The sequence below is a fragment of the Streptomyces venezuelae genome, assembly GCF_008642315.1.
In the GTDB taxonomy this organism is placed as follows: domain Bacteria; phylum Actinomycetota; class Actinomycetes; order Streptomycetales; family Streptomycetaceae; genus Streptomyces; species Streptomyces venezuelae_D.
On sequence record NZ_CP029192.1, the window covers coordinates 7924239 to 7947458 of the forward strand.

23 protein-coding genes and 3 pseudogenes are annotated in these 23220 nt (G+C 72.7%); 12 read left to right on the forward strand and 14 right to left on the reverse strand.

Annotated features, from left to right (window positions below):
* Positions 1-388 precede the first annotated feature (388 nt).
* The gene (locus DEJ48_RS35020; RefSeq protein WP_150220137.1) at positions 389-1624 is read left to right on the forward strand and encodes a PLP-dependent cysteine synthase family protein; all 1236 of its coding nucleotides are present in this window, start codon (positions 389-391) and stop codon (positions 1622-1624) included.
* Positions 1621-2928 (forward strand): MDR family MFS transporter, encoded by a 1308-nt coding sequence (locus DEJ48_RS35025; RefSeq protein WP_150220138.1) that lies wholly within the window; start codon positions 1621-1623, stop codon positions 2926-2928. Before DEJ48_RS35020 ends, DEJ48_RS35025 begins: the two co-directional genes overlap by 4 nt.
* A gap of 62 nt (positions 2929-2990) precedes the next feature.
* On the opposite strand, the gene DEJ48_RS35030 is transcribed toward DEJ48_RS35025, so the two are convergent.
* From DEJ48_RS35030 to DEJ48_RS35040, 3 genes are all read right to left on the reverse strand, one after another.
* Positions 2991-3677, reverse strand: coding sequence for a DUF3105 domain-containing protein (locus DEJ48_RS35030; protein WP_150220139.1), 687 nt, complete (start codon positions 3675-3677; stop codon positions 2991-2993).
* A gap of 114 nt (positions 3678-3791) precedes the next feature.
* Positions 3792-4217, reverse strand: coding sequence for a hypothetical protein (locus tag DEJ48_RS35035; RefSeq protein WP_150220140.1), 426 nt, complete (start codon positions 4215-4217; stop codon positions 3792-3794).
* Between the two features lie 92 nt (positions 4218-4309).
* Positions 4310-5170: a class I SAM-dependent methyltransferase gene (locus DEJ48_RS35040; RefSeq protein ID WP_150220141.1), complete on the reverse strand. Its 861-nt coding sequence runs from the start codon at positions 5168-5170 to the stop codon at positions 4310-4312.
* A 150-nt stretch (positions 5171-5320) separates the two neighbouring features.
* Between DEJ48_RS35040 and DEJ48_RS35045 the strand changes: the two genes are divergently transcribed.
* Complete coding sequence (locus DEJ48_RS35045; RefSeq protein WP_150220142.1) at positions 5321-5908, forward strand: TetR/AcrR family transcriptional regulator; 588 nt, start codon at positions 5321-5323, stop codon at positions 5906-5908.
* Positions 5909-5944: 36 nt separating this feature from the next.
* On the opposite strand, the gene DEJ48_RS35050 is transcribed toward DEJ48_RS35045, so the two are convergent.
* The 3 genes from DEJ48_RS35050 to DEJ48_RS35060 all read right to left on the reverse strand — a co-directional run bounded on the left by DEJ48_RS35050 (position 5945) and on the right by DEJ48_RS35060 (position 9371).
* Positions 5945-7138 carry an FAD-dependent oxidoreductase gene (locus tag DEJ48_RS35050; protein WP_150220143.1) on the reverse strand — a complete coding sequence of 398 codons (1194 nt, stop codon included), beginning with the start codon at positions 7136-7138 and terminating at the stop codon, positions 5945-5947.
* A 90-nt stretch (positions 7139-7228) separates the two neighbouring features.
* Positions 7229-7789: a hypothetical protein gene (locus tag DEJ48_RS35055; RefSeq protein WP_150220144.1), complete on the reverse strand. Its 561-nt coding sequence runs from the start codon at positions 7787-7789 to the stop codon at positions 7229-7231.
* A 109-nt stretch (positions 7790-7898) separates the two neighbouring features.
* Positions 7899-9371: a peptidoglycan D,D-transpeptidase FtsI family protein gene (locus DEJ48_RS35060; protein WP_150220145.1), complete on the reverse strand. Its 1473-nt coding sequence runs from the start codon at positions 9369-9371 to the stop codon at positions 7899-7901.
* Positions 9372-9456: 85 nt separating this feature from the next.
* Between DEJ48_RS35060 and DEJ48_RS35065 the strand changes: the two genes are divergently transcribed.
* Positions 9457-10437, forward strand: coding sequence for a LysR family transcriptional regulator (locus DEJ48_RS35065; RefSeq protein WP_223832302.1), 981 nt, complete (start codon positions 9457-9459; stop codon positions 10435-10437).
* On the forward strand, positions 10434-11318 hold the full coding sequence (locus DEJ48_RS35070) for a serine hydrolase (protein ID WP_150220147.1): 885 nt from the start codon (positions 10434-10436) through the stop codon (positions 11316-11318). The genes DEJ48_RS35065 and DEJ48_RS35070 overlap by 4 nt, the downstream gene beginning before the upstream one ends.
* Before the next feature lie 108 nt (positions 11319-11426).
* Here the strand turns inward: DEJ48_RS35070 and DEJ48_RS39925 are convergent, their stop codons facing one another.
* Positions 11427-11594, reverse strand: coding sequence for a hypothetical protein (locus tag DEJ48_RS39925; RefSeq protein ID WP_190538128.1), 168 nt, complete (start codon positions 11592-11594; stop codon positions 11427-11429).
* Positions 11591-11812: a hypothetical protein gene (locus DEJ48_RS35075; RefSeq protein ID WP_150220148.1), complete on the reverse strand. Its 222-nt coding sequence runs from the start codon at positions 11810-11812 to the stop codon at positions 11591-11593. The genes DEJ48_RS39925 and DEJ48_RS35075 overlap by 4 nt, the downstream gene beginning before the upstream one ends.
* Before the next feature lie 106 nt (positions 11813-11918).
* On the opposite strand from DEJ48_RS35075, the gene DEJ48_RS35080 reads away from it, so the two are divergent.
* From DEJ48_RS35080 to DEJ48_RS35090, 3 genes are read left to right on the forward strand one after another with little or no spacing between them, the layout of a single operon-like run.
* A complete protein-coding gene (locus DEJ48_RS35080; protein WP_150220149.1) occupies positions 11919-12608 on the forward strand; it encodes an ABC transporter permease in 690 nt (229 codons plus the stop codon).
* Positions 12605-13285 (forward strand): ABC transporter permease, encoded by a 681-nt coding sequence (locus tag DEJ48_RS35085; protein ID WP_150220150.1) that lies wholly within the window; start codon positions 12605-12607, stop codon positions 13283-13285. The genes DEJ48_RS35080 and DEJ48_RS35085 overlap by 4 nt, the downstream gene beginning before the upstream one ends.
* Positions 13282-14223, forward strand: a complete 942-nt coding sequence (locus tag DEJ48_RS35090; RefSeq protein WP_150220151.1) for an ABC transporter substrate-binding protein — start codon at positions 13282-13284, stop codon at positions 14221-14223. The genes DEJ48_RS35085 and DEJ48_RS35090 overlap by 4 nt, the downstream gene beginning before the upstream one ends.
* A gap of 14 nt (positions 14224-14237) precedes the next feature.
* Here DEJ48_RS35090 and DEJ48_RS35095 read toward each other — a convergent pair whose 3' ends face one another.
* From DEJ48_RS35095 to DEJ48_RS41170, 5 genes and pseudogenes are all read right to left on the reverse strand, one after another.
* Positions 14238-15401: a betaine/proline/choline family ABC transporter ATP-binding protein gene (locus DEJ48_RS35095; RefSeq protein WP_150220152.1), complete on the reverse strand. Its 1164-nt coding sequence runs from the start codon at positions 15399-15401 to the stop codon at positions 14238-14240.
* Positions 15402-15424: 23 nt separating this feature from the next.
* Positions 15425-16087 (reverse strand): lactate utilization protein C, encoded by a 663-nt coding sequence (locus DEJ48_RS35100; protein WP_150220153.1) that lies wholly within the window; start codon positions 16085-16087, stop codon positions 15425-15427.
* A gap of 14 nt (positions 16088-16101) precedes the next feature.
* Positions 16102-17598 (reverse strand): LutB/LldF family L-lactate oxidation iron-sulfur protein, encoded by a 1497-nt coding sequence (locus DEJ48_RS35105; protein WP_150220154.1) that lies wholly within the window; start codon positions 17596-17598, stop codon positions 16102-16104.
* A gap of 62 nt (positions 17599-17660) precedes the next feature.
* A pseudogene (locus tag DEJ48_RS35110) lies at positions 17661-18416 on the reverse strand ((Fe-S)-binding protein); the annotation flags it as partial.
* A gap of 197 nt (positions 18417-18613) precedes the next feature.
* Positions 18614-18853, reverse strand: a pseudogene (locus DEJ48_RS41170) (rhamnulokinase); the annotation flags it as partial.
* A gap of 97 nt (positions 18854-18950) precedes the next feature.
* On the opposite strand from DEJ48_RS41170, the pseudogene DEJ48_RS35120 reads away from it, so the two are divergent.
* The 4 genes and pseudogenes from DEJ48_RS35120 to DEJ48_RS35135 form a co-directional block, all read left to right on the forward strand.
* Positions 18951-19226, forward strand: a pseudogene (locus DEJ48_RS35120) (substrate-binding domain-containing protein); the annotation flags it as partial.
* 71 nt (positions 19227-19297) lie between these two features.
* Positions 19298-20599 carry an alpha/beta fold hydrolase gene (locus tag DEJ48_RS35125; RefSeq protein ID WP_150220155.1) on the forward strand — a complete coding sequence of 434 codons (1302 nt, stop codon included), beginning with the start codon at positions 19298-19300 and terminating at the stop codon, positions 20597-20599.
* A 42-nt stretch (positions 20600-20641) separates the two neighbouring features.
* Complete coding sequence (locus DEJ48_RS35130; protein ID WP_150220156.1) at positions 20642-21403, forward strand: PIG-L deacetylase family protein; 762 nt, start codon at positions 20642-20644, stop codon at positions 21401-21403.
* Between the two features lie 38 nt (positions 21404-21441).
* Entirely contained in the window at positions 21442-22275 is an 834-nt protein-coding gene (locus tag DEJ48_RS35135; RefSeq protein WP_150220157.1) for an enoyl-CoA hydratase/isomerase family protein, read from the forward strand.
* Here DEJ48_RS35135 and DEJ48_RS35140 read toward each other — a convergent pair.
* The gene (locus tag DEJ48_RS35140; protein ID WP_150220158.1) at positions 22202-23215 is read right to left on the reverse strand and encodes an SDR family oxidoreductase; all 1014 of its coding nucleotides are present in this window, start codon (positions 23213-23215) and stop codon (positions 22202-22204) included. The genes DEJ48_RS35135 and DEJ48_RS35140 overlap by 74 nt on opposite strands.
* Between the last annotated feature and the right edge of the window lie 5 nt (positions 23216-23220).

Sequence of the window (23220 nt, forward strand, 5' to 3'; positions counted from 1 at the left end):
TCCGGAGCCGGGTCCGGACGGGCCGTACGCGCCGTCGGGGCTCCACGTGGCCGTCGCGGGAGCGGAGGGCGGTGATCACCTCGGGACCCCGAGCCCCGACGCGCCTTCCTCGTCCGGTCACTGCCACGAGCTCGGTGCGGACCCCGGGCCGGGCGGCCCCGGACCCGGGTCCGGGGCGCAGTCGTCCGTCCGGCTCTACGCACTCGTAAGCCCCGCCGCCCCGGCCCCGGGTGCGCAGCATGCCTCGGCGTCACGGCCGCCGGGATCCGCGCGGGGCGGCGGTGGCGGTCGGGCCGCCCTCAACTCGCTGTGCAGGTGGCGCATATAGGGGATCGCGCGATCCCCGTACGCGTCCACCCCCCAACGACAGCGAAGAAGAAGCGAAGAGATGCATTCTCCGATCGCGCACGAAACAGCTCACCCCGACGCCTCCGCCCACCCCGACGTCTCCTCCCATCCCGTCGACCCCGCCCGCTCCGACCACCCCACCGACCACGCCCGCCCCGAACACCCCGCCCACCACCTCGTCCCCGCCGGATCCACCCTCCCCGGCCTCGTCGGAAACACCCCCGTCCTGCGCGTCTCCCATCCCCTCACCCCGCCCGGCCGCGGCTTCTGGGCCAAGCTGGAGGGCTTCAACCCCGGCGGCATCAAGGACCGCCCGGGCCTGCACATGGTCGAACGCGCCCGCGCGCGAAGCGAGTTGCGACCCGGCTGCCGCATCGTCGAGTCGACCAGCGGCACCCTCGGGCTGGGTCTCGCGCTGGCCGGTACGGTCCACGGGCACCCCGTCACGCTGGTCACCGACCCGGGCCTGGAACCGTCCATGACGCGGCTGCTCGCCGCCCACGGCGCGACCGTCGACACGGTGCCCGAGCCGGACCCGGCCGGAGGCTGGCAGCAGGCCCGCCGCGACCGTGTCGCCGAACTACTCGCCGAGCACCCCGGCTCCTGGTGCCCCGACCAGTACGGCAACCCCGACAACGTCGCCGCCTACACCCCGCTCGCCCTGGAACTCGCCGCACAGGTGGGCCACATCGACGTCCTGGTGTGCAGCGTCGGCACCGGCGGCCACTCGGCCGGCATCTCCCGTGTCCTGCGCCAGCTCTACCCCGGGCTGCGCCTGGTCGGCGTGGACACCGTCGGCTCGACCATCTTCGGCCAGCCCGCCCGTCCCCGGCTCATGCGCGGCCTGGGATCGAGCATCTACCCGCGCAACGTCGCCTACGGGAATTTCAGCGAGGTCCACTGGGTGTCGCCCGCCGAATCCGTCTGGGCCTGCAGGCAGTTGGCGACCTCGCACTACGCGACCGGCGGATGGAGCGTCGGCGCGGTGGCGCTCGTGGCCGGCTGGCTCGCCCGGACGCTGCCGCGCGACGCCCGCATCGTCGCGGTCTTCCCCGACGGGCCGCAGCGCTACCTGGAGACCGTGTACGACGACACGTACTGCGCCCGGCACGGGCTTCTCGAAGGGCCTCCGGCCGCCGATCCCGACACCCTCGACAGCCCCGACGAGAAGGAGGTCAGCCGCTGGACCCGATGCGCCACCGTCCGGGACCCCTTGCACGACGACACCGCGCCCCGCGGACTCCGTTCACCGCTCCCCGAAGGCGAGGCGCGATGAAGACGACGACGCTCGCGCAGGTCCGGTCCTACGACCGGAGCGTCCAGCTGCTCCTGGCCAACCAGTTCACCATCAACCTCGGCTTCTACATGCTGATGCCGTACCTCGCCCAGCACCTCTCCGGCACCCTCGGCCTCGCCGGGTGGCTCGTCGGACTCGTCCTCGGCGTGCGCAACTTCAGCCAGCAGGGCATGTTCCTCGTCGGCGGCACGCTCGCCGACCGGTTCGGCTACAAGCCGTTGATCGTCGCGGGATGCGTCCTGCGTACCGTCGGATTCGCCACGCTCGGCCTTGTCGACTCGGTGCCCGCGCTGCTGGTCGCCTCCGCGGCCACCGGGCTCGCGGGAGCGCTGTTCAACCCCGCGGTACGGGCCTATCTCGCCGCCGACGCGGGGGAGCGCCGCGTCGAGGCCTTCGCGCTGTTCAACGTCTTCTACCAGGCGGGCATCCTGTTGGGACCGCTCGTGGGGATGCTGCTCACGGGCGTCGACTTCAGGGTCACCTGCCTCGTCTCGGCGGTGATCTTCGCGCTGCTGAGCGTCGTGCAGGTCCGCGCGTTGCCCGCACGCGGGGGCAACGACGCGAGGGAGAGGGAGAGCTCCGGTGCCGGTGAGGGCGTTCTCGCGCAGTGGCGGAGCGTCGTCCGCAATCGTGCCTTCCTGCTCTTCTCGACGGCGATGATCGGCTCGTACGTCCTGACCTTCCAGGTCTATCTGGCGCTGCCCCTGGAGGTCCGACGCCTCGGCGGCGACGGCGACTTCGGCACCGTCGCCGTCGCGCTGCTCTTCGCGGCGTCCGGTCTCGCGACCATCCTCGGGCAGACTCGGGTGACCGCCTGGTGCAAGGAGCGGCTGGCGCCCGGACGGGCCCTGGCCCGGGGCCTGTTGTGCATGGGGGCCGCCTTCCTGCCGCTCCTCGCGGCGACGGCCCTGCCGGTGCCGGGCGGGGGAGCCGGGCGGTGGCTGCTCGCCGCCGTCCCGCCGACGCTCGCCGCGCTGCTGCTCGCGCTGGGCACGATGATCGCGTACCCCTTCGAGATGGACACGATCGTCCGGCTTGCGGGGGACCGGCTGGTCGCCACGCACTACGGCCTCTACAACACCATCTGCGGCGTCGGCATCACGATCGGCAACCTGCTGACCGGTGTTGCCCTGGACGCGGCCCGCGAGGCCGGGATGTCGGCGCTGCCGTGGCTCGCGCTGCTCCTTCTCGGCCTCGGCTGTTCGGGCGCGCTGTACGGGCTGCACCGCGCCGGACGGCTGACTCCCGTGTCGTCGCCGGATGACCGGCCGGTGCGGGTCTGACCCGAGCGCGTCCCCGGTCCGGTCGGCGCGCGGCGACTCCACCGCGCGCCGACCGGACCGAATCACACGGAGTCGATCCCTCCGGCGCACGCGGCGCCCGGCTCCGGAGTCTGCGGGCCCTGCACGTACTTGCTGAAGAACTCCCCGATCCGCGGGTCGGCGGCACTGTCGACGGTCAGCTGGTGTCCCCAGGCCGACAGCATGATGGGGCTCCGCTGCTCCTTGACGGGGCTCATCAGGCTGTACGAGGTCTTGGCGACTTTGTCGCCCAGCTTCTTGACGTCGGCGTCGGGGGCCTTGTCGTTGTACGTGACCCAGACGGCGCCGTGTTCCAGGGAGTGCACGGCGTTCTCGTTCGGTATGGGCTTCTTGTAGACCTTGGCCTCGCAGGTCATCCAGGCCTGGCTGTGGTCACCGCCGACCGGCGGAGTCATCGGGTAGTCGACGGCCTTCTCGACGTGGTTGCGGCCCAACTTCTTCGCGTCCCACGTCTTCTCGCCCCGCACGGGCTTCTTCGCGGCGGCGGCGTTCTGCTCCTCCTTGTCGTCGGCGCGGTCGACGGCGTACGCGCCGAAACCGATCAGCGCGGCCACGATCACCGTGCTCACCGAGACGGTGATGATGCGGTTCCGCCGCTCGCGCGCCTGCTCGGCGCGCTGCATCGCCTCGACCCGGGCTCTGCGCTCGGCGGCGACGGCTTTCTTGCTCGGCTTGTTCGACGTGCCGGAGGACTTGGCGGCCTTGGCCATGGGGGTTCCCTGTCCCCGCCGCACGGAGGCGCGGCGGTGGTGGCGGATTCTGGATCGGTGGATGCCGGGTCGGCGGGGCAGGCCGCATCCGCGGGCCGCCCTGCCGGGATCCGCCTAGGTCCGCTGCACCTGGAGCATGTGGAGATCGGGAGAGCCGCGGCTCGACGGCTGCTCGGGCGTGAGGCCGGGCGCCGACAGCGCCGGGGCGTACGGCACGTGCCGGTGGTGGTCCGAGAACGTCGGCCCGGCCGGGGCGGGCGTCGCGCGGACGCCGTGGGCGGAGGGCGCGCAGCAGTGTTCGTCGTCCGGACAGTCGGGGACCTCGACGGCTGTCGCCCGGTGATCGGGGGAGCCGTCGGAACAGTCGGACGGCAGCGCCTGGGTGACGGCGGTGGCGTGGCCCGTACCCTCGTGGCCTCCGTCGGGCGCGACGGGGCCGAGGCACATGAACAACGTGGTGACGAGGGAGACGAGCGCAGCGGCCGACGCGAAGCGGCACCAAGTGTGCCGGGCGGCGCGGGTCCACTGCGACTGTCTCATCGAAGCGCATCGTAGCGATCGTCCCGGCGCTCCTGGAAGCCGCCCATGGCCCTGCCGCGGGGGCTTGTTGGGCGTCTGGCCGGCGGTGGGCCCTACCCGCGCGGTTCCCCGCGCCCCCTCACCGCCGTCACCAAGAGCGCCACGCTGCGCAGTCGCAGTGCTCCGGCCGTCTCGTGCGGGCGCAGAGTTTCCGTCAGGCGGGTGTGGGCCTCGGTGCGGGTCTCGGGGGTGACCTGGCTCGTCAGGTGGCGGCCGGGGCCCGAGTCGAGGAGGAAGACGGCCGCGTCGGCGGCGCCCGCGCCCCATGTTCCGTACGTCTCCACGCGCCGCGCCTCGACGCGCTCGAACCCCGCGGCCGACAGCACCTCACAGGTCCCGTCGGCGTCCGCGAGGGAGAACATGCCGGGGCCGCCGGGTGCGCCGAAGCCGCCGAGGGGGAGCAGGTCGTCCAGTGCGGTGAAGGCCTGGAGCCACTCGTTGTCCTCGGGGTGCGCGCCGCAGACGAACGCCGCGCGGCCGCCGGGGCGCAGCGCGCGGGCGATGTTGCCGAAACCGGCGACGGGGTCGGCGAAGAACAGGACGCCGTAGCGGCTGATCGCGGCGTCGTACGCGGCAGGGGTGAAGGGGTGGGCCTGGGCGTCGCCCTGCGTGAAGGAGACGTTGTCCAGGCCCTCCTGGCGGGCCGCACGGCGCGCCCCCGCCAGCATCGGCGCCGACAGGTCGAGTCCCAGCGCGTGGCCGTCGTGCGCGCGGCGGGCGGCCAGCCTGGTCGTCTGTCCGGCGCCGCAGCCGATGTCCAGGACCCGGTCGTGCCTGCCGATCGAAGCGGCGTCCAGGAGCGGGGTGTTGAAACCCGCGTTCACCGCGTCCCAGCGGTCCCGGTTGCGGGCCCAGTGCTCCCCCTCGTAACCGTTCCACGCCTGTGCCTGCTCGGTGTTGATGATGTTCCGCACTTCCTGCACTCCGTCCCCCTGACGCATGGCGATGTGGGCGCACCGATAGAATGGGCGCTCGCCCAAAGGGTATGGGCGATCGCCCATACCTGCAACGGGGCGATGCGGGCGCCGAGTTGTTCCCGTGTCGCCGATGCCGAGGAGGAAGTCATGTCACCGCGCGGAGTCGCGATCCCCGATCTTCGCGAGCGGCTGTTCGCCGCCGCGGAACGGATCGTCGCCCGCGAGGGCGCCGCCGCACTCACCAGCCGGTCCGTCACGGCCGAGGCGGGTTGCGCCAAAGGCATACTGCACACGCACTTCGGGGGCGTGGACGCCTTCGTCGCCGAGCTCGTGCTCGACCGGTTCGGGCGCACCGCGGCCCGCGCCCGGGAACTCCCCGCCCGTGCGGGTCAGGACACCGTCGCGGCGAACCTGACCGACGTGGCGCTCGGGCTCCTCGACTCCCTCGACCCGAGGGTCGTCGGCCTGGCCCTGACGAGCAACGCCACCTCCCAGCGGATCCGCGACGCCCTGGCGGAGGGGTCCCCCGGCTTCTGCGCGATCCAGGGCGAGCTCACCGCCTACCTCGACGCGGAACGGCGGCTCGGCCGCGTCGCGGACGGCACCGACACCGCCACGGCGGCGCTCGCCCTCGTCGGAACCGTCCACCACCTCCTGATGACCGGCGGCTGGCCCGGCGCGCCCGACCCGCGCGAACAGGCCGAGCGGCTGGTCGCCCTGCTGGTGTCGAGGTGAGTGTGCGAGGGCTCCGGGCTCCCCGGCGGCGCGCGCTCACTCGTCGCAGCACGCCGCCACGGACTTCGTGAGCCGAGGCCCCGCGAACCGCGTTCCGCTGACCAGCCGCATCGCGGGGCCGTACGTCGCCACCGCGGACGGCCCGGTGAAGTACAGGCCCGGCACGCTGGAGGAGAATCCCTTGTCCAGTACGGGGAATCCGCCGACGCGCATCAGGTCCGCGCGGAGCTCGGGGGAGAGGAATTCCAGGGACTCCAGCTGCACGCGGTACCCCGTCGCGGCGAGGACGTGCTCGGACTCGACGGTCTGGACACGTCCGTCGGGCGTCGTCGTCCGCAGGGCGATCCCGCCGCCGTACGCCTCGGCGCCCGTGATCTCCCGCCCCGCGAGGACGGGCACCCTGCCCTCGAACCGCTCCCTGAGCCACCACGCCCCGCCCGGCCGCAACGCGCGCTCGGCGAACCGGAGCCGGGCGGCCGCGGGCAGCCGTCGGAACGCGGCGGGCTGGCGCGTGAGGCCGTACATGGTCCAGGACCGGCCCGCCGGCGTGTCGGGACGCCACTGCGGCCCCGACGGCGGCGCGTCGAACCGGACCCGCGGACCGCGCGCCACCACCCGCACGTCCGCGCCCGCCTCATGGAGCAGAGCGGCACTCTCCACCGCGGACTGGCCGGCTCCCACGACGGTGACGCTGCGCCCCGCGAAGCTGCTCGGGTCGGTCTGCTGGGAGCTGTGCGAGATCAGGCCGAGCGCCGCGGGCCCGCCGGACGCCGCCGCCGCGAGGGGCGCGGGCAGATGCGCGAACCCCGTGAGCCCGGTGGCCACGACGACGGCCCCCGCCCTGAGCACCTCGCCCGACGAAAGCTTCACGCGGAAGCCGTCCGCGCCCCGGTCGACCGCGGCCACCCGCTCGTCCTCGACGCGGGGCACGAGCCGCTCCCGGAACCACTTCCCGTACCGCAGGAAGAGCCCGACGGGCACCTGGTCGTGGTCGTCGAGCCTGCGCTCTCCCGCGTCGCGGCAGTAGTCGTGGAGCGTGAACCCCTCGCGCGGGGTCGCCAGTTCGGTGGCCGCGGGCGGCGTCCGCAGGAGCATGCCCGAGGGCATGCGCCGGGCCCAGCTCGCCACGGGGGCGCCGAAGATCCGTACGGGCATGCCGCGTGCCCTGAGGTGTGCGGCGGCGGACAGGCCGTACGGGCCGGCGCCTATGACGACGACGGTCTTGGACATGGGGGTCCCTCCCAGCGGAACGTGCGGATCGGCGGGCCGGAGCCGCTCCCGTCCGCGTCGGCCCGCGCGGTGCACGCGCCGGGGGCCGGGTCAGACGGTGAGCGGCGGGCGGGCCGGAGGGCCCCGCCGAACCAGTGCGTCCGCGAGGAGGAGGGGGAGGGAGAGTGCGTGGGCCGGACGCGCCGGACGGTGCGTTGCCGTCGGGGGCGGTGGTGCGAGGTCCCGCGGTGTGCGGAACGGGCGCAGCAGCCGTGCCAGGAACGCCCACAGGAGGCGCAGGGTCCGGGTGAGGGAGCCGCCGCCGAGTGGGCGGGGCGCGGTGGTCGGCGCGGGGGTGCGGGTGCCGGGGCTCCACCGCTCACGGACCGAGGCCCACCGGGTGCGGCGGGCCTCGTCCTGCGGCGGGGCGTGGCGGAGCGACAGCGCTGCGTGGAACAGGACCGCGGCGGCGACCGTCCGCGCGTCCCACACGGGCACGGGTCCGAGCACGAGGTGGTACGCGGCGACGGCGAAGAGGGTGCCCGTCAGCGAGCGGGTGGCGGACCGCGACGCCGGGCGTGCGGGGGCCGGCCACGCCACCGCTCCCGGCGGCGCGACGGTCCTGTGACCGTGGCGCCGCCGGGAGCGAAGCGTCGGTCCCGAAGTCTCCATGACCCACCCATCATGGTGTGTCAGCTCGCGGCTGTCACCCGGGGTGACACGCCTGCGGTCCCGCATCGGCCATGAACCAGCCGTGGGCGGAAGGGAGTTGACGTACCGGCTAGCGCTTGAGCACCGCCTCCATGACCGCTTTCGCTATCGGCGCCCCCAGCCGGCCGCCCGCGATCTCGGAGCGGGAGATGTCCATGTCCTCGGGGTCGACGAGCACCGCGACCGCCACCGGTGACGTGCTGTCCGACTGCTTGGCGTACGAGACGAACCACGCGTACGGGCGCTCGTCGCGCACATCCGCACCGTGCTGCGCGGTGCCCGGCTTGCCGCCCACGGTGACGCCCTGCATGCGCACCTTGTCCGCCGTGCCGTCCGTCACCGTGTGCTCCATCATGGCCTGCACCTTCTTCGCCGTGTCCACGGAGACGGCACGGTCGAGCACCTCGGGCTCGGCCTTCTCGATCACCGACAGGTCGGGGCCGCGCAACTCGTCCACCATGTACGGCTTCATCACCTTGCCGTCGTTGGCGAGCCCCGCGACGGTCATGGCCATCTGCAGGGGCGTACTGGTCACGCTGCCCTGGCCCATGCCGGTCAGCGCGGTCTGCGGCTTGTCCAGTTCCTTCGGATAGGTGCTCGCCGCCGACCGTACGGGCGTGAACTGCTCCTTGTTGAACCCGAACTTCTCCGCGGTCTCCCGCATCTTGTCCTTGCCGGTCTTCAGCGCCGCGTCCAGGAAGACGTTGTTGCACGACCACTGCATCGCGGTCTTCATCGACACCTTGTCGCACATCGAGTCGGGTACGACGTTGCCGATCTCCGTGCTGCTGAGCGGCAGCCGGTAGGGGGCCCGGGCGCCGGACGGGGCGTCGATGTCGGCCACCGTGCCGTGCTCCAGGGCGGCGGCCGCGGTGAGGATCTTGAAGGTCGAGCCGGGCGGGTACGTCTCGCGCGTCGCCCGGTTGTTCAGCGGCTTGTCCTTGCGCCGGTCGAGCTCCTTGAACGCCTCGCTCTCCTTGCCGGAGATGCCGGCGAACACCGAGGGGTCGTACGACGGGGTGCTCGCCATCGCGAGGATCTTGCCGGAGCGCGGGTCGACGGCGACCACCGCGCCCTTCGCGTCCAGATCCGTCAGCCCCTTGTAGGCCGCCTTCTGCGCCTTGGGGTCGATGGTGGTGACGACATCGCCGGGCCGCGGCTTCTGCCTGGTCAGAACATCCAGAGGGCTGCCGAGGAGCCTGCGGTCCTTGCCGCTCAGGAGGTCGTTCTCGACGCCCTCGAGGAACGTGGCGCCCTGCGCCTGCGAGAAGTAGCCGGTGACCGGCGCGTACATCGGACCTTCCTTGAAGGTGCGCTTGTACTTGAGGTCCGAACCCGGCGTCGCCACGGATCCGGTGATCGGCTTCCCGCCGACGACGATGTCCCCGCGCGGCTTGCTGAACGTGTCGATCTGCACCCGCCGGTTCTTCTTGTGCTCGGCGAGGCTGTCGCCCCGGGCGAACTGCACCCACGTGGCCCGTACCAGCAAGGACAGTACGAGGACCCCGCAGAAGACGGCTATGTGCCGCATTGTCCTGTTCATGAGCCGAGGAGAGCAGCCGCGCGGCCGATGTGTCCAAGATGGATATGGAGTGCGTACCGATCAATCTCGGATATCGTTGCTGCTCGTGGACCTGATACTGCATCTCCGGTGCTTCGTGGCTGTTGCAGAAGAGTCACACTTCGGCCGTGCCGCCGCCCGTCTCGGCACGGCGCAGCCGCCACTGTCGCAGCGCATCCAGCGGCTGGAGCGTGAGCTCGGGGTCCGGCTCTTCGAGCGCAACAGCCGGCAGGTGACGATCACCAAGGGCGGGGTGCTCCTCCTCGACGAGGCCCGCGAGCTGCTGGCCCGCGCCGAAGCCCTGATGGCCACCAGCCGCCGCATCCGCGACGGCGACGCCGGACTGCTGCGGGCCGCGCTGCCGCCCGACATCGCGGGCGAGACCGTCGCCGAGATCCTGGCGGACTTCCGACGGCGGCACGCGGACGTCGAACTGGAACTGCACGAACTGCCCACCTCGGAACAGCTCGCCCGGTTCGCCTCGCACGACCTGGACGTCGGGCTCATCCACCACCCCTGTGACGTCACGGGCCTCGGCCTCGGCCCCGTCCTCCGGCGTGAACTGGGCGTACTGCTGCCGCGCGACGCCCCCGCGGCCGCCCTCGGCGAGGTACCGCTCAGTGCCCTCGCCGACCACGACCTGATCCTCTTCCCGCGCGCCAACGCCCCCGCCCTCCACGACGACCTGCTCACCACCTGCGCCCGCAACGGCTACACGCCCGCCGCCATCCGGCACGGCCAAGGTCCCAGCTTCATCCGCGGGCTCATCCGCTCCGCCGACTCCGTGGCCTTCCGGCCGCGCGAGGCACGCTCCGCCGACGGAGCCGTCGATGCCCCCGTCGACGACCCCGAGATCGTGTGGCGCCCGCTGGCCGGCGCGCCCCTGGCCCTGCGGAGCTCGGTGGCGTGGCCGCAGGGGCGCAGCGACGCCGCCGTCACCGCCTTCGCCGAGGCCACCACGCACGCCATGTGGAAAACTGCCGCGGTGACCACCGACCTGCCCTCGCGCCCCGTCCACCTGCGCCCGGCAGCGGAGTACTACCTGTGAGCACCACCCAGGGCCTCCTGCGCGACGCCTTCGCCGAAGCCGGCGTCACGGGCCGTCTGCACGCCGTCGACATCGACTCCGGGGCGGAGGTCGACTTCGGCGCCGACCAGCCGGTCGTCACCGCGAGCGTGCACAAGCTCTGCCTGCTCGTCACGCTCCACCAGCGGGCCGCGGCCGGGGAGCTGGACCTCACCGAACAGGTCGAGTGCCCCGCGGACCTGCGCACGCCCGGTCCCACGGGGATCTCCGCCATGCTCGACCCCGTCCGGATGTCCCTGCGCGACATCGCCTTCCTGATGATGGCCGTGAGCGACAACACCGCGGCCGACCTCCTCCTCGCACGCGTCGGCCTGGACGCCGTCAACGCCACCACCGCCGCGCTCGGCCTCGACCGCACGCACGCGGCGCACACCTTCGGCGAACTCCTCGCCACGATGAAGGAGGACGCGGGGCCCGGCGGCGCGCAGGCGCTCACCGACCCCCATGTCATCGCACGGCTGCGGGCGCTCGACCCGGCCCGCAGCAACCGCAGCACGCCGCGCGACATGACCCGCCTCCTCGCCGCCGTCTGGCGGGACGAGGCGTGCGCGCCCGAGCACGGTCCCGCGCTGCGCCGTCTCCTCGGCCTCCAGGTCTGGCCGCACCGGATGGCGTCGGGCTTCCCCTTCGACGACGTCCACGTCGCGGGCAAGACCGGCAGCCTCCCCACGCTGCGCAACGAGGTGGGAGTCGTCGAATACCCCGACGGCGGCCGCTACGCCGTCGCCGTCTTCACCCGCGCCGCGGGCACCGCGGCCATCCTCCCCACGGCCGACGCGGTCATCGGCACGGCGGCCCGCATCGCGGTGGACGCGCTGCGGGCGCAGGCGGGGAGCCACTGACCGACGCGGCGGCTCACAGCGGTCCAGGAGGACGCCCACGCCGACGAGTGCGCCCAGCTGAGCCATCGTCACCAGCGGCAGCCCCGCGAGGACCGCGAGAGCCGCGGGCTATTCGATCTCGCGCATCATCTTCTCCATCGAGCCGACCGTGTGCCGGGTCTGCGCCAGCTCCTCGCGGGTCTGCCGCATCTCCTCGAGCGAGCGCCGGTGCAGCTCGACGTTGTCCTCGAGCAGCTGGGCGTACCGCGCGGCGAGCGTCACCAGTTGTCCATTCACTTCGCTGCCTCTTTCGGGGTCTGCGTTGTCGGGGTTTCCCCTTCCGGGGTCCGTGCGGGCTTCTCCCGGGTGTCCGTGAGGGGCGGGACCGCCCGGTGGACGAGCTGTGGCGTCAACACGTAGAAGAACGGCGCCACTTCGTAGTACTTCATGTTCTTTCCGTCCTCGCTCACTTCGAGCGAACCGATGACGAGACCGGAGGGTCGGATAGGGGACATCTCAGGGTCGACCCCGCCGCGACCCGTACGGGACAGGGCCGCCACCCCGACCCGTACGGGTCACCAGAACGCGCCGTCGCCCCGCACCTGCGCCTTGAATGAACGGGTGACAGCGCCTCCCGACGACTGCCTCGCGCGCAACGAGTGGATCTGCGGTGAGTACCTGAGCACCCGCCGCCAGATCCTGCTCGACGCGGTCGTGCAGCACCTGCAGCTGACGTCGCTCGCCGTCCTGATCGCGCTCGTCGTCGCGGTGCCGCTGGCCGTGCTCGCCCGCCGCTGGGGGTGGGCCGCCGGGCCGGTCCTCGCGCTCACCACCGTCCTCTACACGATCCCCTCGCTCGCGATGTTCTCGCTGCTGCTCCCGGTGTACGGCCTCTCCGCCTCACTCGTCGTCGCGGGCCTCGTCCTCTACTCGCTCACCCTGCTCGTGCGGAACATCCTCGCCGGGCTGCGCGCCGTACCGGAGGACACCCGGCAGGCCGCCCGCGGCATGGGATACGGCCCCGTCCGCCTCCTGCTCACGGTCGAACTCCCGCTGGCGCTCCCCGCCGCCATGGCCGGACTGCGCATCGCCACGGTCTCCGCCGTCTCCCTCGTCACCATCGGCGCGATCGTCGGCTTCGGCGGGCTCGGCAACCTCATCTACACCGGCATGAACACCTACTTCAAAGCACAGGTGCTCACCGCCTCCGTGCTCTGCGTCGTCATCGCCGTCGCCGCCGACCTCCTGCTGCTCGGCGTACAACGCGTCCTCACCCCGTGGGAACGAGCGACGAGAGCGGTACGCCCATGAAGACACTCGGCGACGCCTGGTCCTGGCTCACCGACTCGGCGCACTGGGCCGGCGACGACGGCATCTGGCACCGGCTCACCCAGCACCTCGTCCTCACCGTCGTCTGCCTGGTGCTCAGCTGCCTCATCGCCCTGCCCGTCGCCCTCGTCCTCGGCCACCTCGGCAAGGGCGGCGCGCTCGCCGTGAACATCTCCAACGTCGGCCGCGCCGTCCCCACCTTCGCCGTCCTCGTCCTGCTGCTCCTCACCCCGCTCGGCACGTGGGGCGAGGGGCCGACGGTCGTCGCGCTCGTCCTGTTCGCCGTACCGCCCCTGCTCACCAACGCGTACGTCGGCATGCGCGGCGTCGACCGCAGCGTCGTCCAGGCGGCCCGCGGCATGGGAATGACCGGAAGCCAGATGCTGTGGCGGGTCGAACTGCCGCTCGCCCTTCCGCTGGTGCTCAGCGGCGTCCGCATCGCCGCGGTGCAGCTCGTCGCCACCGCCACCATCGCCGCGCTCGCGGGCGGCGGCGGACTCGGCCGCATCATCACGGCGGGCTTCAACCTGGCGAGCACCCCGCAGGTCGTGGCCGGCGCCATCCTCGTCGCCGCGTTCGCCCTGCTCGTCGAGGGCGCCTTCGAGGTCGCCGAACGGTTCGCACCCGGGTGGGCGCGAGGACGGGGGAGGACCGGATGAAACGGCGCACGGCGATCGCGGGCGCCACCGTCCTCCTGCTCCTCGGCGGCTGCGCGACCGGTCCCTCACTGGAGACCCAGGGCGAGGTCACCGCGCCTCCCGGCGACAGCAAGAGCCTCGTCGTCGGCTCCGCGGGCTTCACCGAGTCCGACCTGCTCGCCCAGATGTACACCCTGCTGCTGAACAAAGCGGGCTACAGCACGCGCATCCTGTCCGTCGCCAACCGCGAGCTGTACGAACCCGCCCTGGAGTCCGGCCAGATCGACGTCGTCCCCGAGTACGCCGCGACCTTCGCCGACTGGCTCAACGCCAAGAAGAACGGTGCCGACGCGCGCCCCGTCGGCTCACCCGACCTCGACGCGACCATGAAGGCCCTGCGCCGCCTCGCCGCCCCACGCGGCCTCACCGTCCTCGACCCCGGCAAGGCCGTCGACCAGAACGCCTTCGCCGTCGCCGCCTCCTACGCCGAGCAGCACAAGCTCAAGACCCTCAGCGACCTCGGCAGGTCGGGCCTCCAGGTACGGCTCGCCGCGGGCGACGAATGCGTACAGCGCCCCTACTGCGCCCCGGGCCTGAAGAAGGTGTACGGCATCGACATCACCGGAGTCGATCCCAAGGGCGTCGGCACGACCCAGGCCAAGAAGGCCGTCCAGGGCGGCCAGGACCAGATGGTGCTCACCACATCCACGGACGCGACCCTCGACGACTTCGGCCTGGTGCTCCTCAAGGACGACAAGAAGCTGCAGAACGCCGACTACCTCGTCCCCGTGGTCAACCGCTCCCGAGCGGGCAGCAAGGGCGTCGCGGCCGCGCTGGGACGCCTGAACCCCGTCCTGACGACGGCGGACCTGGCGTCGATGAACGAACAGGTCGACAGCTGGCGACGGCTTCCGCAGGACGTAGCGCGGACGTACCTGGAAGGGAAGGGTCTGCTGTAGCGCCCGTCAGGCGCTCACGCGTCGGACACCGAGTCGAACTCCACCTCGTCCCGCGCCACGCCCTGCGCGTCCGCGTCCACCGAGCGGCGCAGCGCCTCGTGGAGTTTGGCCGGGGTCAGGACGCCCAGGAAGCGGGCGCCGTCGAGCACCGCCACCCACCCCGCGTCGTGCTGCAGCATCACGCCGAAGGCCTGCTTGAGCGGGGCGCCGACCGGCACCCAGGACTTCATGCGGTGCGCCAGGTCGCCCACCGTGCCGCCGGCCCCGGCCAGCGCCAGCTCGTCGAGGCCCACCCAGCCGTGCAGATCGCCGTCCGTGTCGAGCACGACGGCCCACCGCGCCTCCTCCTCGCGCAGCCGGGCCGCGGCCTGCGCCGCGGGCTCGTCGAGCCGGGCGAGCGGCGGCTCCTCCAGGTCGTCGGTCTGGATCTCGGTGACGGAGAGCCGCTTCAGCCCGCGGTCGGCGCCCACGAACTCGGCGACGTACGGCGTCTCGGGCGCCCCGAGCACCGCCCCCGGCGTGTCGAACTGCTCGATGCGTCCCTGCCCGTACACCGCGATGCGGTCGCCGAGCCGGACCGCCTCCTCGATGTCGTGCGTGACCAGCAGCACCGTCTTGCGGACCGCGGCCTGCATCCGCAGGAACTCGTCCTGCAACTGCTCGCGCACCACCGGGTCGACGGCGCCGAACGGCTCGTCCATGAGCAGCACGGGCGGGTCGGCGGCGAGCGCCCTGGCCACTCCGACGCGCTGACGCTGCCCGCCGGAGAGCTGTTCGGGGTACCGCGAGCCGTACGTCATCGGGTCCAGGCCCACCAGGTCGAGCAGCTCCGCCGCCCGTGCCCGTGCCTTCGCCTTCTTCCAGCCGACGAGGGCGGGGACGGTCGCCGTGTTGTCGAGGATCGTGCGGTGCGGGAAGAGGCCGACCTGCTGGATGACGTAGCCGATACGGCGGCGCAGGCGCACCGGGTCGACGTCGGCGATGTTCTCGCCGTTCACGAAGATGCGGCCCGACGTCGGCTCGATGAGCCGGTTCACCATCATCATCGTGGTGGTCTTGCCGCAGCCCGAGGGGCCGACGAGCGTGACCAGTTCGCCCTCGGCGACCTCGAAGGAGAGGTCGTCCACGGCCGTCGTGCCGTCCGGATAGCGCTTGGTCACCTGCTCGAACCGGATCATGACCCTCACGCTAGCCGCGCCCGTCACTCACCGCTCATCAACACCACCTCCAGGGTGCGCGGACCGTGCACGCCCTCGACCCGGTCGAGCTCGATGTCGCTGGTCGCGGAGGGCCCCGAGATCCAGGTCAGCGGCCGCACCGGATCGAGCCGTTCGAGGGCCTGCGGCACGGAGGCGACGACCTGGTCGGGCACCCGGACGACACAGACGTGGTGGTCCGGCACCAGGGTGATGCGGCGCCGGCCCTGATCCGGGGAGCCGTCGAGCACGATCGTGCCGGTCTCGGCGACGGCGACGGCGCACCCCGTGATGACGCTGTCGACCCGGTCCAGCTCGTGCGGGGTGCTCACGGCACGGTCGTGGACGCGCACGGGGTCGGCCGCCGCCAGCCAGTGCGGCGGCAGCTCCGGCGGCACGAGCACGGTCTCGGAACCGCGCTCCGCGTACAGGCGCATCAGCAGGTCCGACACCTCGTCCTCCGTGCAGCGGTGCACGATCGCACGGTAGTCGGCGAGGTTCTCCGCGAGCAGGTCCACGGTCTCCTCGACGGTCCGCACGCCGTGCTCGCGCGCGTACCCGCGGTCCACCGCCTTCTCGTACGCGACGTCGTCGACCGGCACGCTGTCGGCAGGCACGTCGGCGAGTGCCCGCCGCACCCGGCCCAGAACCCGGTCTCTCGCGCTCACACCACGCACCCCGCTCACTGCCCGTTGCTTTCCGTCGTACGGCCGCCGCCGCCCCGCGTGCGCTGCCACCAGTCCCGGAACGGCTCCACCGGCACCTCCGGCAGATCCCGGGTCGCGCTCCAGGCCCTGCCGGGGCCGGGGAGCGTGCGCGGATGGAGCCGCCGGGTCCGCGACGCCAGACGCTGCCCCGCACGGAGCGCACCCGGTCGGGCGAACGCCAGCCCCGCGGCCCGCATCGCCGCCCTCTCCGCCGCATGCCCCTTCGCGGGTTTCAGCGTCACCCTGTTGCCGCCCCGCGTCGCCTCGCCGCCCTGCACCACTCGCTCCCGCAGGTGCACGAGGACCTCGGGAATGTCGATCGCCACCGGGCAGACCTCGTAGCAGGCGCCGCAGAGCGAGGACGCGTACGGCAGCGAGGCGTCGATCTCGCTCCCGGTGCCCCGCAGCTGAGGGCTGAGGATCGCGCCGATCGGCCCCGGGTACACCGAGCCGTACGCGTGTCCGCCCGCCCTCTCGTACACCGGGCAGACGTTGAGGCACGCCGAGCACCGGATGCACCGCAGCGCCTGACGGCCCACCTCGTCGGCGAGGGTGTCGGTGCGGCCGTTGTCGAGCAGGACGAGGTGGAAGGTGCTCGGACCGTCCCGGTCGGACGTGCCGGTCCACATCGACGTGTACGGGTTCATGCGCTCGGCGGTCGAGGAGCGGGGGAGCGTCTGCAGGAACACCTCCAGGTCCCGCCAGGCCGGAACCACCTTCTCGATGCCGACGACGGAGATCAGCGTCTCGGGAAGCGTGAGGCACATGCGGCCGTTGCCCTCCGACTCGACGACGACCAGCGTGCCGGTCTCGGCGACCATGAAGTTCGCCCCGGAGATCCCCACCTTGGCGCGCAGGAACTTCTCCCGCAGATGCAGCCGCGCCGCCTCGGCCAGCTCGGCCGGGGTGTCGGTGAGACCGTCCGGCGCCGGACGGCCCCAGTCGGCCATCTCCTTGCGGAAGATGTCGCGGATCTCGCCGCGGTTGCGGTGGATGGCGGGCACCAGGATGTGCGAGGGGCGGTCGCGGCCGAGCTGCACGATGAGTTCGGCGAGGTCGGTCTCGTAGGCGCGGATGCCCTCCGCCTCCAGGGCTTCGTTGAGGCCGATCTCCTGCGTGGCCATCGACTTGACCTTGACGACCTCCGTCTCGCCGGTGGCTCTGACCAGGTCGGCGACGATGCGGTTCGCTTCCTCGGCGTCGGCGGCCCAGTGCACGGTGCCGCCCGCCCGCTCGATGGACTCCTCCAGCTGCACGAGATAGCGGTCGAGGTGGCGCAGCGTGTGGTCCTTGATGCGCTTGCCCGCCTCGCGCAGCCGGTCCCAGTCGGACAGCTCGGCGACGGCGCGGGCACGCTTGTCGCGGATCGTGTGGGTCGCATGACGCAGGTTGGCCCGCAGCGTGGTGTCGCCGACCGCCTCCCGCGCGGCCGCCGGGAACGCGGGCATACCGACGAACGTGCCGCCGCTCATGACAGGGCCCCCTTCTCCGCGCCGCCCGTGTGGGCCCTCCGGGCCGGCCTGTGCTCTGCCTCGGCGGGGTCCTCTTCCGTGCTCGCCAGGATCTCCGCGATGTGCACGGGGCGCACGGCCGTCCGCAGCCGGGCCATCGTGCCGCCGATGTGCATCAGGCAGGAGTTGTCCGCCGCGCACAGCACCTCGGCGCCGGTCGACTCGGCGTTGCGCACCTTGTCGGCGCCCATGGCCGCCGAGACGTCGGCGTTCTTCACGGCGAAGGTGCCGCCGAAACCGCAGCACTCCTCGGCACCGGGCAGCTCGACCAACTCCAGCCCCCGCACCGCCCGCAGGAGCCGGGTGGGCCGGTCGGCGAGCCCCAGCGCACGCAACCCGTGACAGGTCGGGTGGTACGTCACCGTGTGCGGGTAGTACGCGCCCACGTCGGTGACACCGAGGACGTCCACCAGGAACTCCGTGAGTTCGTACGTCTTCGGGACCACCGGTGCGACCTCCCGCGCCAGACTGTCGCCCCGCCCCTCCGCACGGGCCCGTTCACCCATCCGCGGATACAGCTCCCGCACCATGGCGCCGCACGACCCCGACGGCGTCACGACCGCGTCGTACGCGGTCGAACCGAATACATCGGAGAAATGCCGGGCCAGCGGCTCCGCCTGATGTCGGTATCCGGTGTTGTAGTGCGCCTGCCCGCAACAGGTCTGCGCCATCGGGAAGTCGACGTCAACTCCCAGCCTGGTCAGCAATTTCACCACTGCCCGACCCGTCTCCGGATACAGCGTGTCGTTGACGCAGGTCAGGAACAGAGCGACACGCATCGCGGGTTCCTCCTAGTGGGTCATCGGATGGATGCAGCGTACGCGGGCACGGACCGCGGGGGAATCATCGGTCCGCGGGGGAGTCATCGGTCCTCGGGTCGCGACGGTCGCAGAGGCCGTTGGGGTGAGGGCTGTCGCCATACGGGCGGTACGGGCCGTGCAGGCGGTACAGGCCGCATAGGCAGTGGCGGCCGTAGGAGACGCTCCTCCGCCGCCTGCCAGCGGGCGGTGTCACCACGGGGTTCGTACCGCGTCGGCGGATGGCTGCGGGCCACCAGCGCACGCGCCTCGTCACGGTCCGCCAGAAGGCCGTGGGCCCGGGCCTGCACCAGGACGTTGCCGAGTGCGGACGCCTGTGTCCGTGCTCGGGCCCCGCGTGGCCCGACCGGTGACCACCGCGCGCGGGCCGCCGCTCCGCGGCCTCCGCCCCCTGACACCGCCCACGACCGCCCCGCCTCCCCGAGCCCGTCCGAAAGGGATCCACCATGTCGCCGTCCCCCGTGCAAGGAGGACGACAGCGCGAGGACCTCGGGCGCGAAGGCCGATCCGAACGCGGCCACCAAGTAGGACCTCACCGTCGCGTTCCTGCCCAAGCAGGTCAGCAACCCGTACTTCACCGTCGCCGACAAGGGCGGTGAGAAGGCACTGAAGCAGCTCGGATCGACGTACAAGGAGACCGGCCCCAACAGCGCCACGGACACCAGCGGACAGGTCGGCTACGTCAACACGCTCACCCAGCAGCAGGTCGACGCCATGGCCGTCTCCGCACAGGACCCCGGCGCCCTGTGCACCGCCCTCAGGCAGGCCATGACCTGCCGTGCGACAAGTGTGCTGGACTAGGGCCTACGTAGACACCGTTCCGCACCTCGCCAGGAGCCCCCGTGACCCGCTCGTACCGTCAGCCCGGAGTCGTACTCGCCGACCGCCGCTTCAGCGTGCCGCTCGACCACGACGACCCGACGGGGGAGCGGATCGAGATCTTCGCGCGCGAGGCGGTCTCGGCGTCGCGCGGCGGCGCGGACCGGCCGTGGCTGGTCTACCTCCAGGGCGGCCCGGGCTTCGGGGCCACCCGCTTCCACGGCGCGGAGTCGTGGCTCGCCCGCGCCCTCCAGGACTACCGCGTCCTGCTCGTCGACCAGCGCGGCACCGGCAGCTCCACGCCCGCCAACCGCCAGACGCTCCCGCTGCGCGGCGGCCCCCGCGAACAGGCCGGCTACCTCGCCCACTTCCGCGCGGACTCCATCGTCCGCGACTGCGAGGCGATCCGCCCCGAGGTGACCGGCGGCGCCCCCTGGACCGTCCTCGGGCAGAGCTTCGGCGGCTTCTGCGCCACCCACTACCTGTCGTCGGCGCCCGAAGGCCTCACCGCCGCCCTGATCACCGGCGGCCTGCCCACCCTCGACGGCCACGCCGACGACGTGTACCGCGCGGCCTACCCGCGCATGGAGCGCAAGACCGCCGCGCACTACGCCCGCTACCCCCAGGACGTCGAGCGCGCCCGCCGCGTCGCCGCCCACCTCGCCGAGCACGACACGGTCCTGGAGGGCGGCTACAAACTGACCGTCCCGGCCTTCCAGTCCCTCGGCATGCTGCTCGGCTCGGGCGACGGCAGCCACCGCCTGCACTACCTCCTGGAGGACGCCTTCGTGCCGACCCCCGCGGGACCCGCGCTCTCCGACGCCTTCCTCGACAGCATGCGGACGGTCCTCTCGTACGCCGGCAACCCGCTCTTCGCCGTCCTGCACGAGGCGATCTACGGCCAGGACGAGCGCCCCACCGCCTGGTCCGCCGAGCGGATGCGCGGCGAACACCCGCAGTTCGACCCCGAGAAGACCCTCGCGGGCGACGCCCCGCTGCTGTTCACCGGAGAAGCCGTGCAGCGCTGGATGTTCGACAGCGACCCGGCGCTGCGCCCCCTGCGCGAGACCGCCGAGCTCCTCGCCGAGCGCACCGACTGGCCGCGCCTGTACGACACCGGACGCCTCGCCGCGAACGAGGTGCCCGCGGCAGCCGCGATCTACCACGACGACCTCTACGTCGACACGGAGCACTCCCTGCGCACCGCCCGCACCATCCGGGGCCTGCGCACCTGGGTCACCGACGAGTTCGAGCACGACGGGCTGCGCGCGAGCGGGCCGCGGGTGCTCGACCGGCTGCTCGCGCTGGTGCGCGGCGAGGCGTGAGGGCCCGGCCCGTTGTCCGACCCCGGGGATAGGCTGGGAATCATGACCGAGCCGCAGAGTTCAGCCGCCCCCGCCGACCAGCTCACCCCCATGCCCGAGGACTGGCGGCGCGCGCTCGCCGTCGTCGCCCACCCGGACGATCTGGAGTACGGGTGCGCGGCGGCCATCGCGGGCTGGACCGACGGCGGCCGCGAGGTGGCGTACGTCCTGGCCACCCGCGGCGAGGCCGGCATCGACACCATCGACCCCGCCACCTGCGGGCCGCTGCGCGAGCGGGAGCAGCGCGCGAGCGCCGCCGTCGTCGGCGTCGACACCGTGGAGTTCCTCGACCACAAGGACGGCGTCGTCGAGTACGGGACGGCGCTGCGCCGCGACATCGCCGCCGCGATCCGCAGACACCGCCCCGAGCTGGTCATCACGCTCAACCACCGCGACACCTGGGGCGGCGTCGCCTGGAACACCCCCGACCACGTGGCCGTCGGCCGCGCCACCCTGGACGCCGCGGCGGACGCGGGCAACCGCTGGATCTTCCCAGAGCTCATCGAGGAGCAGGGCCTGGAGCCGTGGAACGGCGTGCGGTGGGTCGCCGTCGCTGGTTCCTCGACGCCCACGCACGCCGCGGACGCGTCGGCGGGGCTGGAGCGCTCGGTCGCCTCGCTCCTCGAACACCGCACGTACATCGAGGCGTTGACGGACGAGGACCCGGAGAAGTACTGCCGTACGTTCCTGACGGGCAACGCGCAGTCCCTGGCGTCGCGTTTCGGCGGCAAGCCCGCGGTGGCGTTCGAGGTCTTCAGCCGGTGAGTCTTCAGTCGTCGAGGTGATGCGCGTAACCTGCGCGCGTGATCGACACCATCGGCACGGACATCCCGGAGGGCGAGGAGCGGCTGCGCCTCGACGTCGAGGACGGGCTCGGCATCCTCACCCTCTGCCGGCCGCGCAAGCTCAACGCGTGGAGCTGGGAATCCACCCGCCAACTCGGCCTGTTCGCCGACCGGATCCGCTTCGACGGCTCCATCAGGGCGGTGCTGCTGCGCGCCGAGGGCCGGGCGTTCTGCGCGGGCATCGACATCACGGCGCCGGGCGGCGGGATCACCGGCCGCACCGGCGCCGAGCGCACCCACCACTACTACGAGGGGCTGCGCTGGGCCCACGAGCGCTTCCGCGCCTTCGCGCGGCTCCCGCAGCCGGTCGTCGCGGCCGTCCAGGGGTACTGCCTGGGCTTCGGCTTCGAACTCGCGCTCATGGCGGATGTGCGGATCGCGGCGGACGACGCGGTCTTCGCGCTGCCCGAGGCGGGCATCGGCGTCGCCGTGGACGCGGGCGGCGACCTGCGCATCGCCCGTGAGGCCGGCGCGGGGTGGGCGAAGCTGCTGGCCCTCACCGGCCGCCGGATCGACGCGTCCACCGCGGAACGTCTGCGCCTCCTCCAACAGGTCGTGCCTCTGGCGGAGTTGAGCACTACGGCCCGGAGCGTGGCGGCCGAGATCGCGGCGAACGCGCCGCTCGCCGTGCGGGGCATCAAGCGCGGCATCGACGCCTACACCGACGCGGGCATGGCGGAGGCGCTCGACCGCGTCGCGATGAACGCGGCGATCACGCTCACGTCGGAGGACTCCCGGGAGGGGTACAGGGCGAAGGCGGCGGGCCGGCCGGCGGCGTTCGAGGGGAAGTAGGGGAAGCAGAGGTCCGTTGACCGGCACCCGCGCCGCCGTCGAACGGCGCCCTCCCCATCTGCTCCCGCACCGTCACCACCCGCGACCCGACCAGCCCTCTGCGCTGCCAGTTCGCGCCGTCGACCACCAGCGTGTGGCCGGTGATGAAGCGGGCGTACGGGGAGGCCAAGAACGTGGCGGCCCAGCCCAGTTCCCGGGGCAGCCCGACACGGAGGGCGGGCTGGCGGGCGGCCAGTGATCCGGCGGGATCCAGGTTGCCGCGGATGTCGGCGGTCATGTCGTCGTGCGGCATCAGCCCCGGCACCAGCCCGTTGACCTGGATGCCGTACGGCCCCCACTCCACCGCGAGGGTCTCCACCAGGCTCTTCACCCCGGCCTTGGCCGCCGCGCTGTGCGCGAACCCGGGGCCGCCCGTCCACGCGTACGACGCCCCGATGTCGATGACCGAGCCGGGGGTGCCCGCGGCCAGGTGACGGCGGCCGAACTCGCGCGTCATCAGGAACGTGCCGGTGAGCGTGATGTCCACGACGGATCGCCAGGCGCCCGGCGACATGTCCTCGGCGGGTACGGGGAAGTTGGCGGCGGCGTTGTTCACCAGGACCCCCGGCATCCCGTAGGCCGCCCGCGCCGCGTCGAAGACCTCGGCGACACGATCGGCGTCCCGGATGTCGCAGACCGCCGTGGTCACGCGCCCGCCCAGCGCGGCCAGTTCGTCCCGCGCGGCCCTGAGCCGGTCCGCCTTGCGGCTCGCGATCACCAGGTCGGCGCCCAGCCGCGCGAACTCCGCGGCGACGGCCTTGCCGAGCCCCGTCCCGCCGCCCGTGACGAGGACGACCGTGCCGTCGTACGTGCCCGGTGGCAGCGCGGTGGCACCCAGCGGGGGAGGCGGAGGCAGTCCGGGCGGCCCGTCGGCCCCGCCCGCGGTGTCGTGGTGCGTCATGCGCG

What these genes read in the sequence shown, in the direction of transcription:
- DEJ48_RS35020 (WP_150220137.1), top strand. Translation starts at nt 389, where the DNA reads ATGCATTCTCCGATCGCGCACGAAACAGCTCACCCCGACGCCTCCGCC.
- DEJ48_RS35030 (WP_150220139.1), bottom strand. Translation starts at nt 3,677, where the DNA reads ATGGCCAAGGCCGCCAAGTCCTCCGGCACGTCGAACAAGCCGAGCAAG.
- DEJ48_RS35075 (WP_150220148.1), bottom strand. Translation starts at nt 11,812, where the DNA reads ATGTCCCCTATCCGACCCTCCGGTCTCGTCATCGGTTCGCTCGAAGTG.
- DEJ48_RS35025 (WP_150220138.1), top strand. Translation starts at nt 1,621, where the DNA reads ATGAAGACGACGACGCTCGCGCAGGTCCGGTCCTACGACCGGAGCGTC.
- DEJ48_RS35130 (WP_150220156.1), top strand. Translation starts at nt 20,642, where the DNA reads ATGACCGAGCCGCAGAGTTCAGCCGCCCCCGCCGACCAGCTCACCCCC.
- DEJ48_RS35090 (WP_150220151.1), top strand. Translation starts at nt 13,282, where the DNA reads ATGAAACGGCGCACGGCGATCGCGGGCGCCACCGTCCTCCTGCTCCTC.
- DEJ48_RS35105 (WP_150220154.1), bottom strand. Translation starts at nt 17,598, where the DNA reads ATGAGCGGCGGCACGTTCGTCGGTATGCCCGCGTTCCCGGCGGCCGCG.
- DEJ48_RS35050 (WP_150220143.1), bottom strand. Translation starts at nt 7,138, where the DNA reads ATGTCCAAGACCGTCGTCGTCATAGGCGCCGGCCCGTACGGCCTGTCC.
- DEJ48_RS35055 (WP_150220144.1), bottom strand. Translation starts at nt 7,789, where the DNA reads ATGGAGACTTCGGGACCGACGCTTCGCTCCCGGCGGCGCCACGGTCAC.
- DEJ48_RS35140 (WP_150220158.1), bottom strand. Translation starts at nt 23,215, where the DNA reads ATGACGCACCACGACACCGCGGGCGGGGCCGACGGGCCGCCCGGACTG.
- DEJ48_RS35035 (WP_150220140.1), bottom strand. Translation starts at nt 4,217, where the DNA reads ATGAGACAGTCGCAGTGGACCCGCGCCGCCCGGCACACTTGGTGCCGC.
- DEJ48_RS35085 (WP_150220150.1), top strand. Translation starts at nt 12,605, where the DNA reads ATGAAGACACTCGGCGACGCCTGGTCCTGGCTCACCGACTCGGCGCAC.
- DEJ48_RS35060 (WP_150220145.1), bottom strand. Translation starts at nt 9,371, where the DNA reads ATGAACAGGACAATGCGGCACATAGCCGTCTTCTGCGGGGTCCTCGTA.
- DEJ48_RS35095 (WP_150220152.1), bottom strand. Translation starts at nt 15,401, where the DNA reads ATGATCCGGTTCGAGCAGGTGACCAAGCGCTATCCGGACGGCACGACG.
- DEJ48_RS35045 (WP_150220142.1), top strand. Translation starts at nt 5,321, where the DNA reads ATGTCACCGCGCGGAGTCGCGATCCCCGATCTTCGCGAGCGGCTGTTC.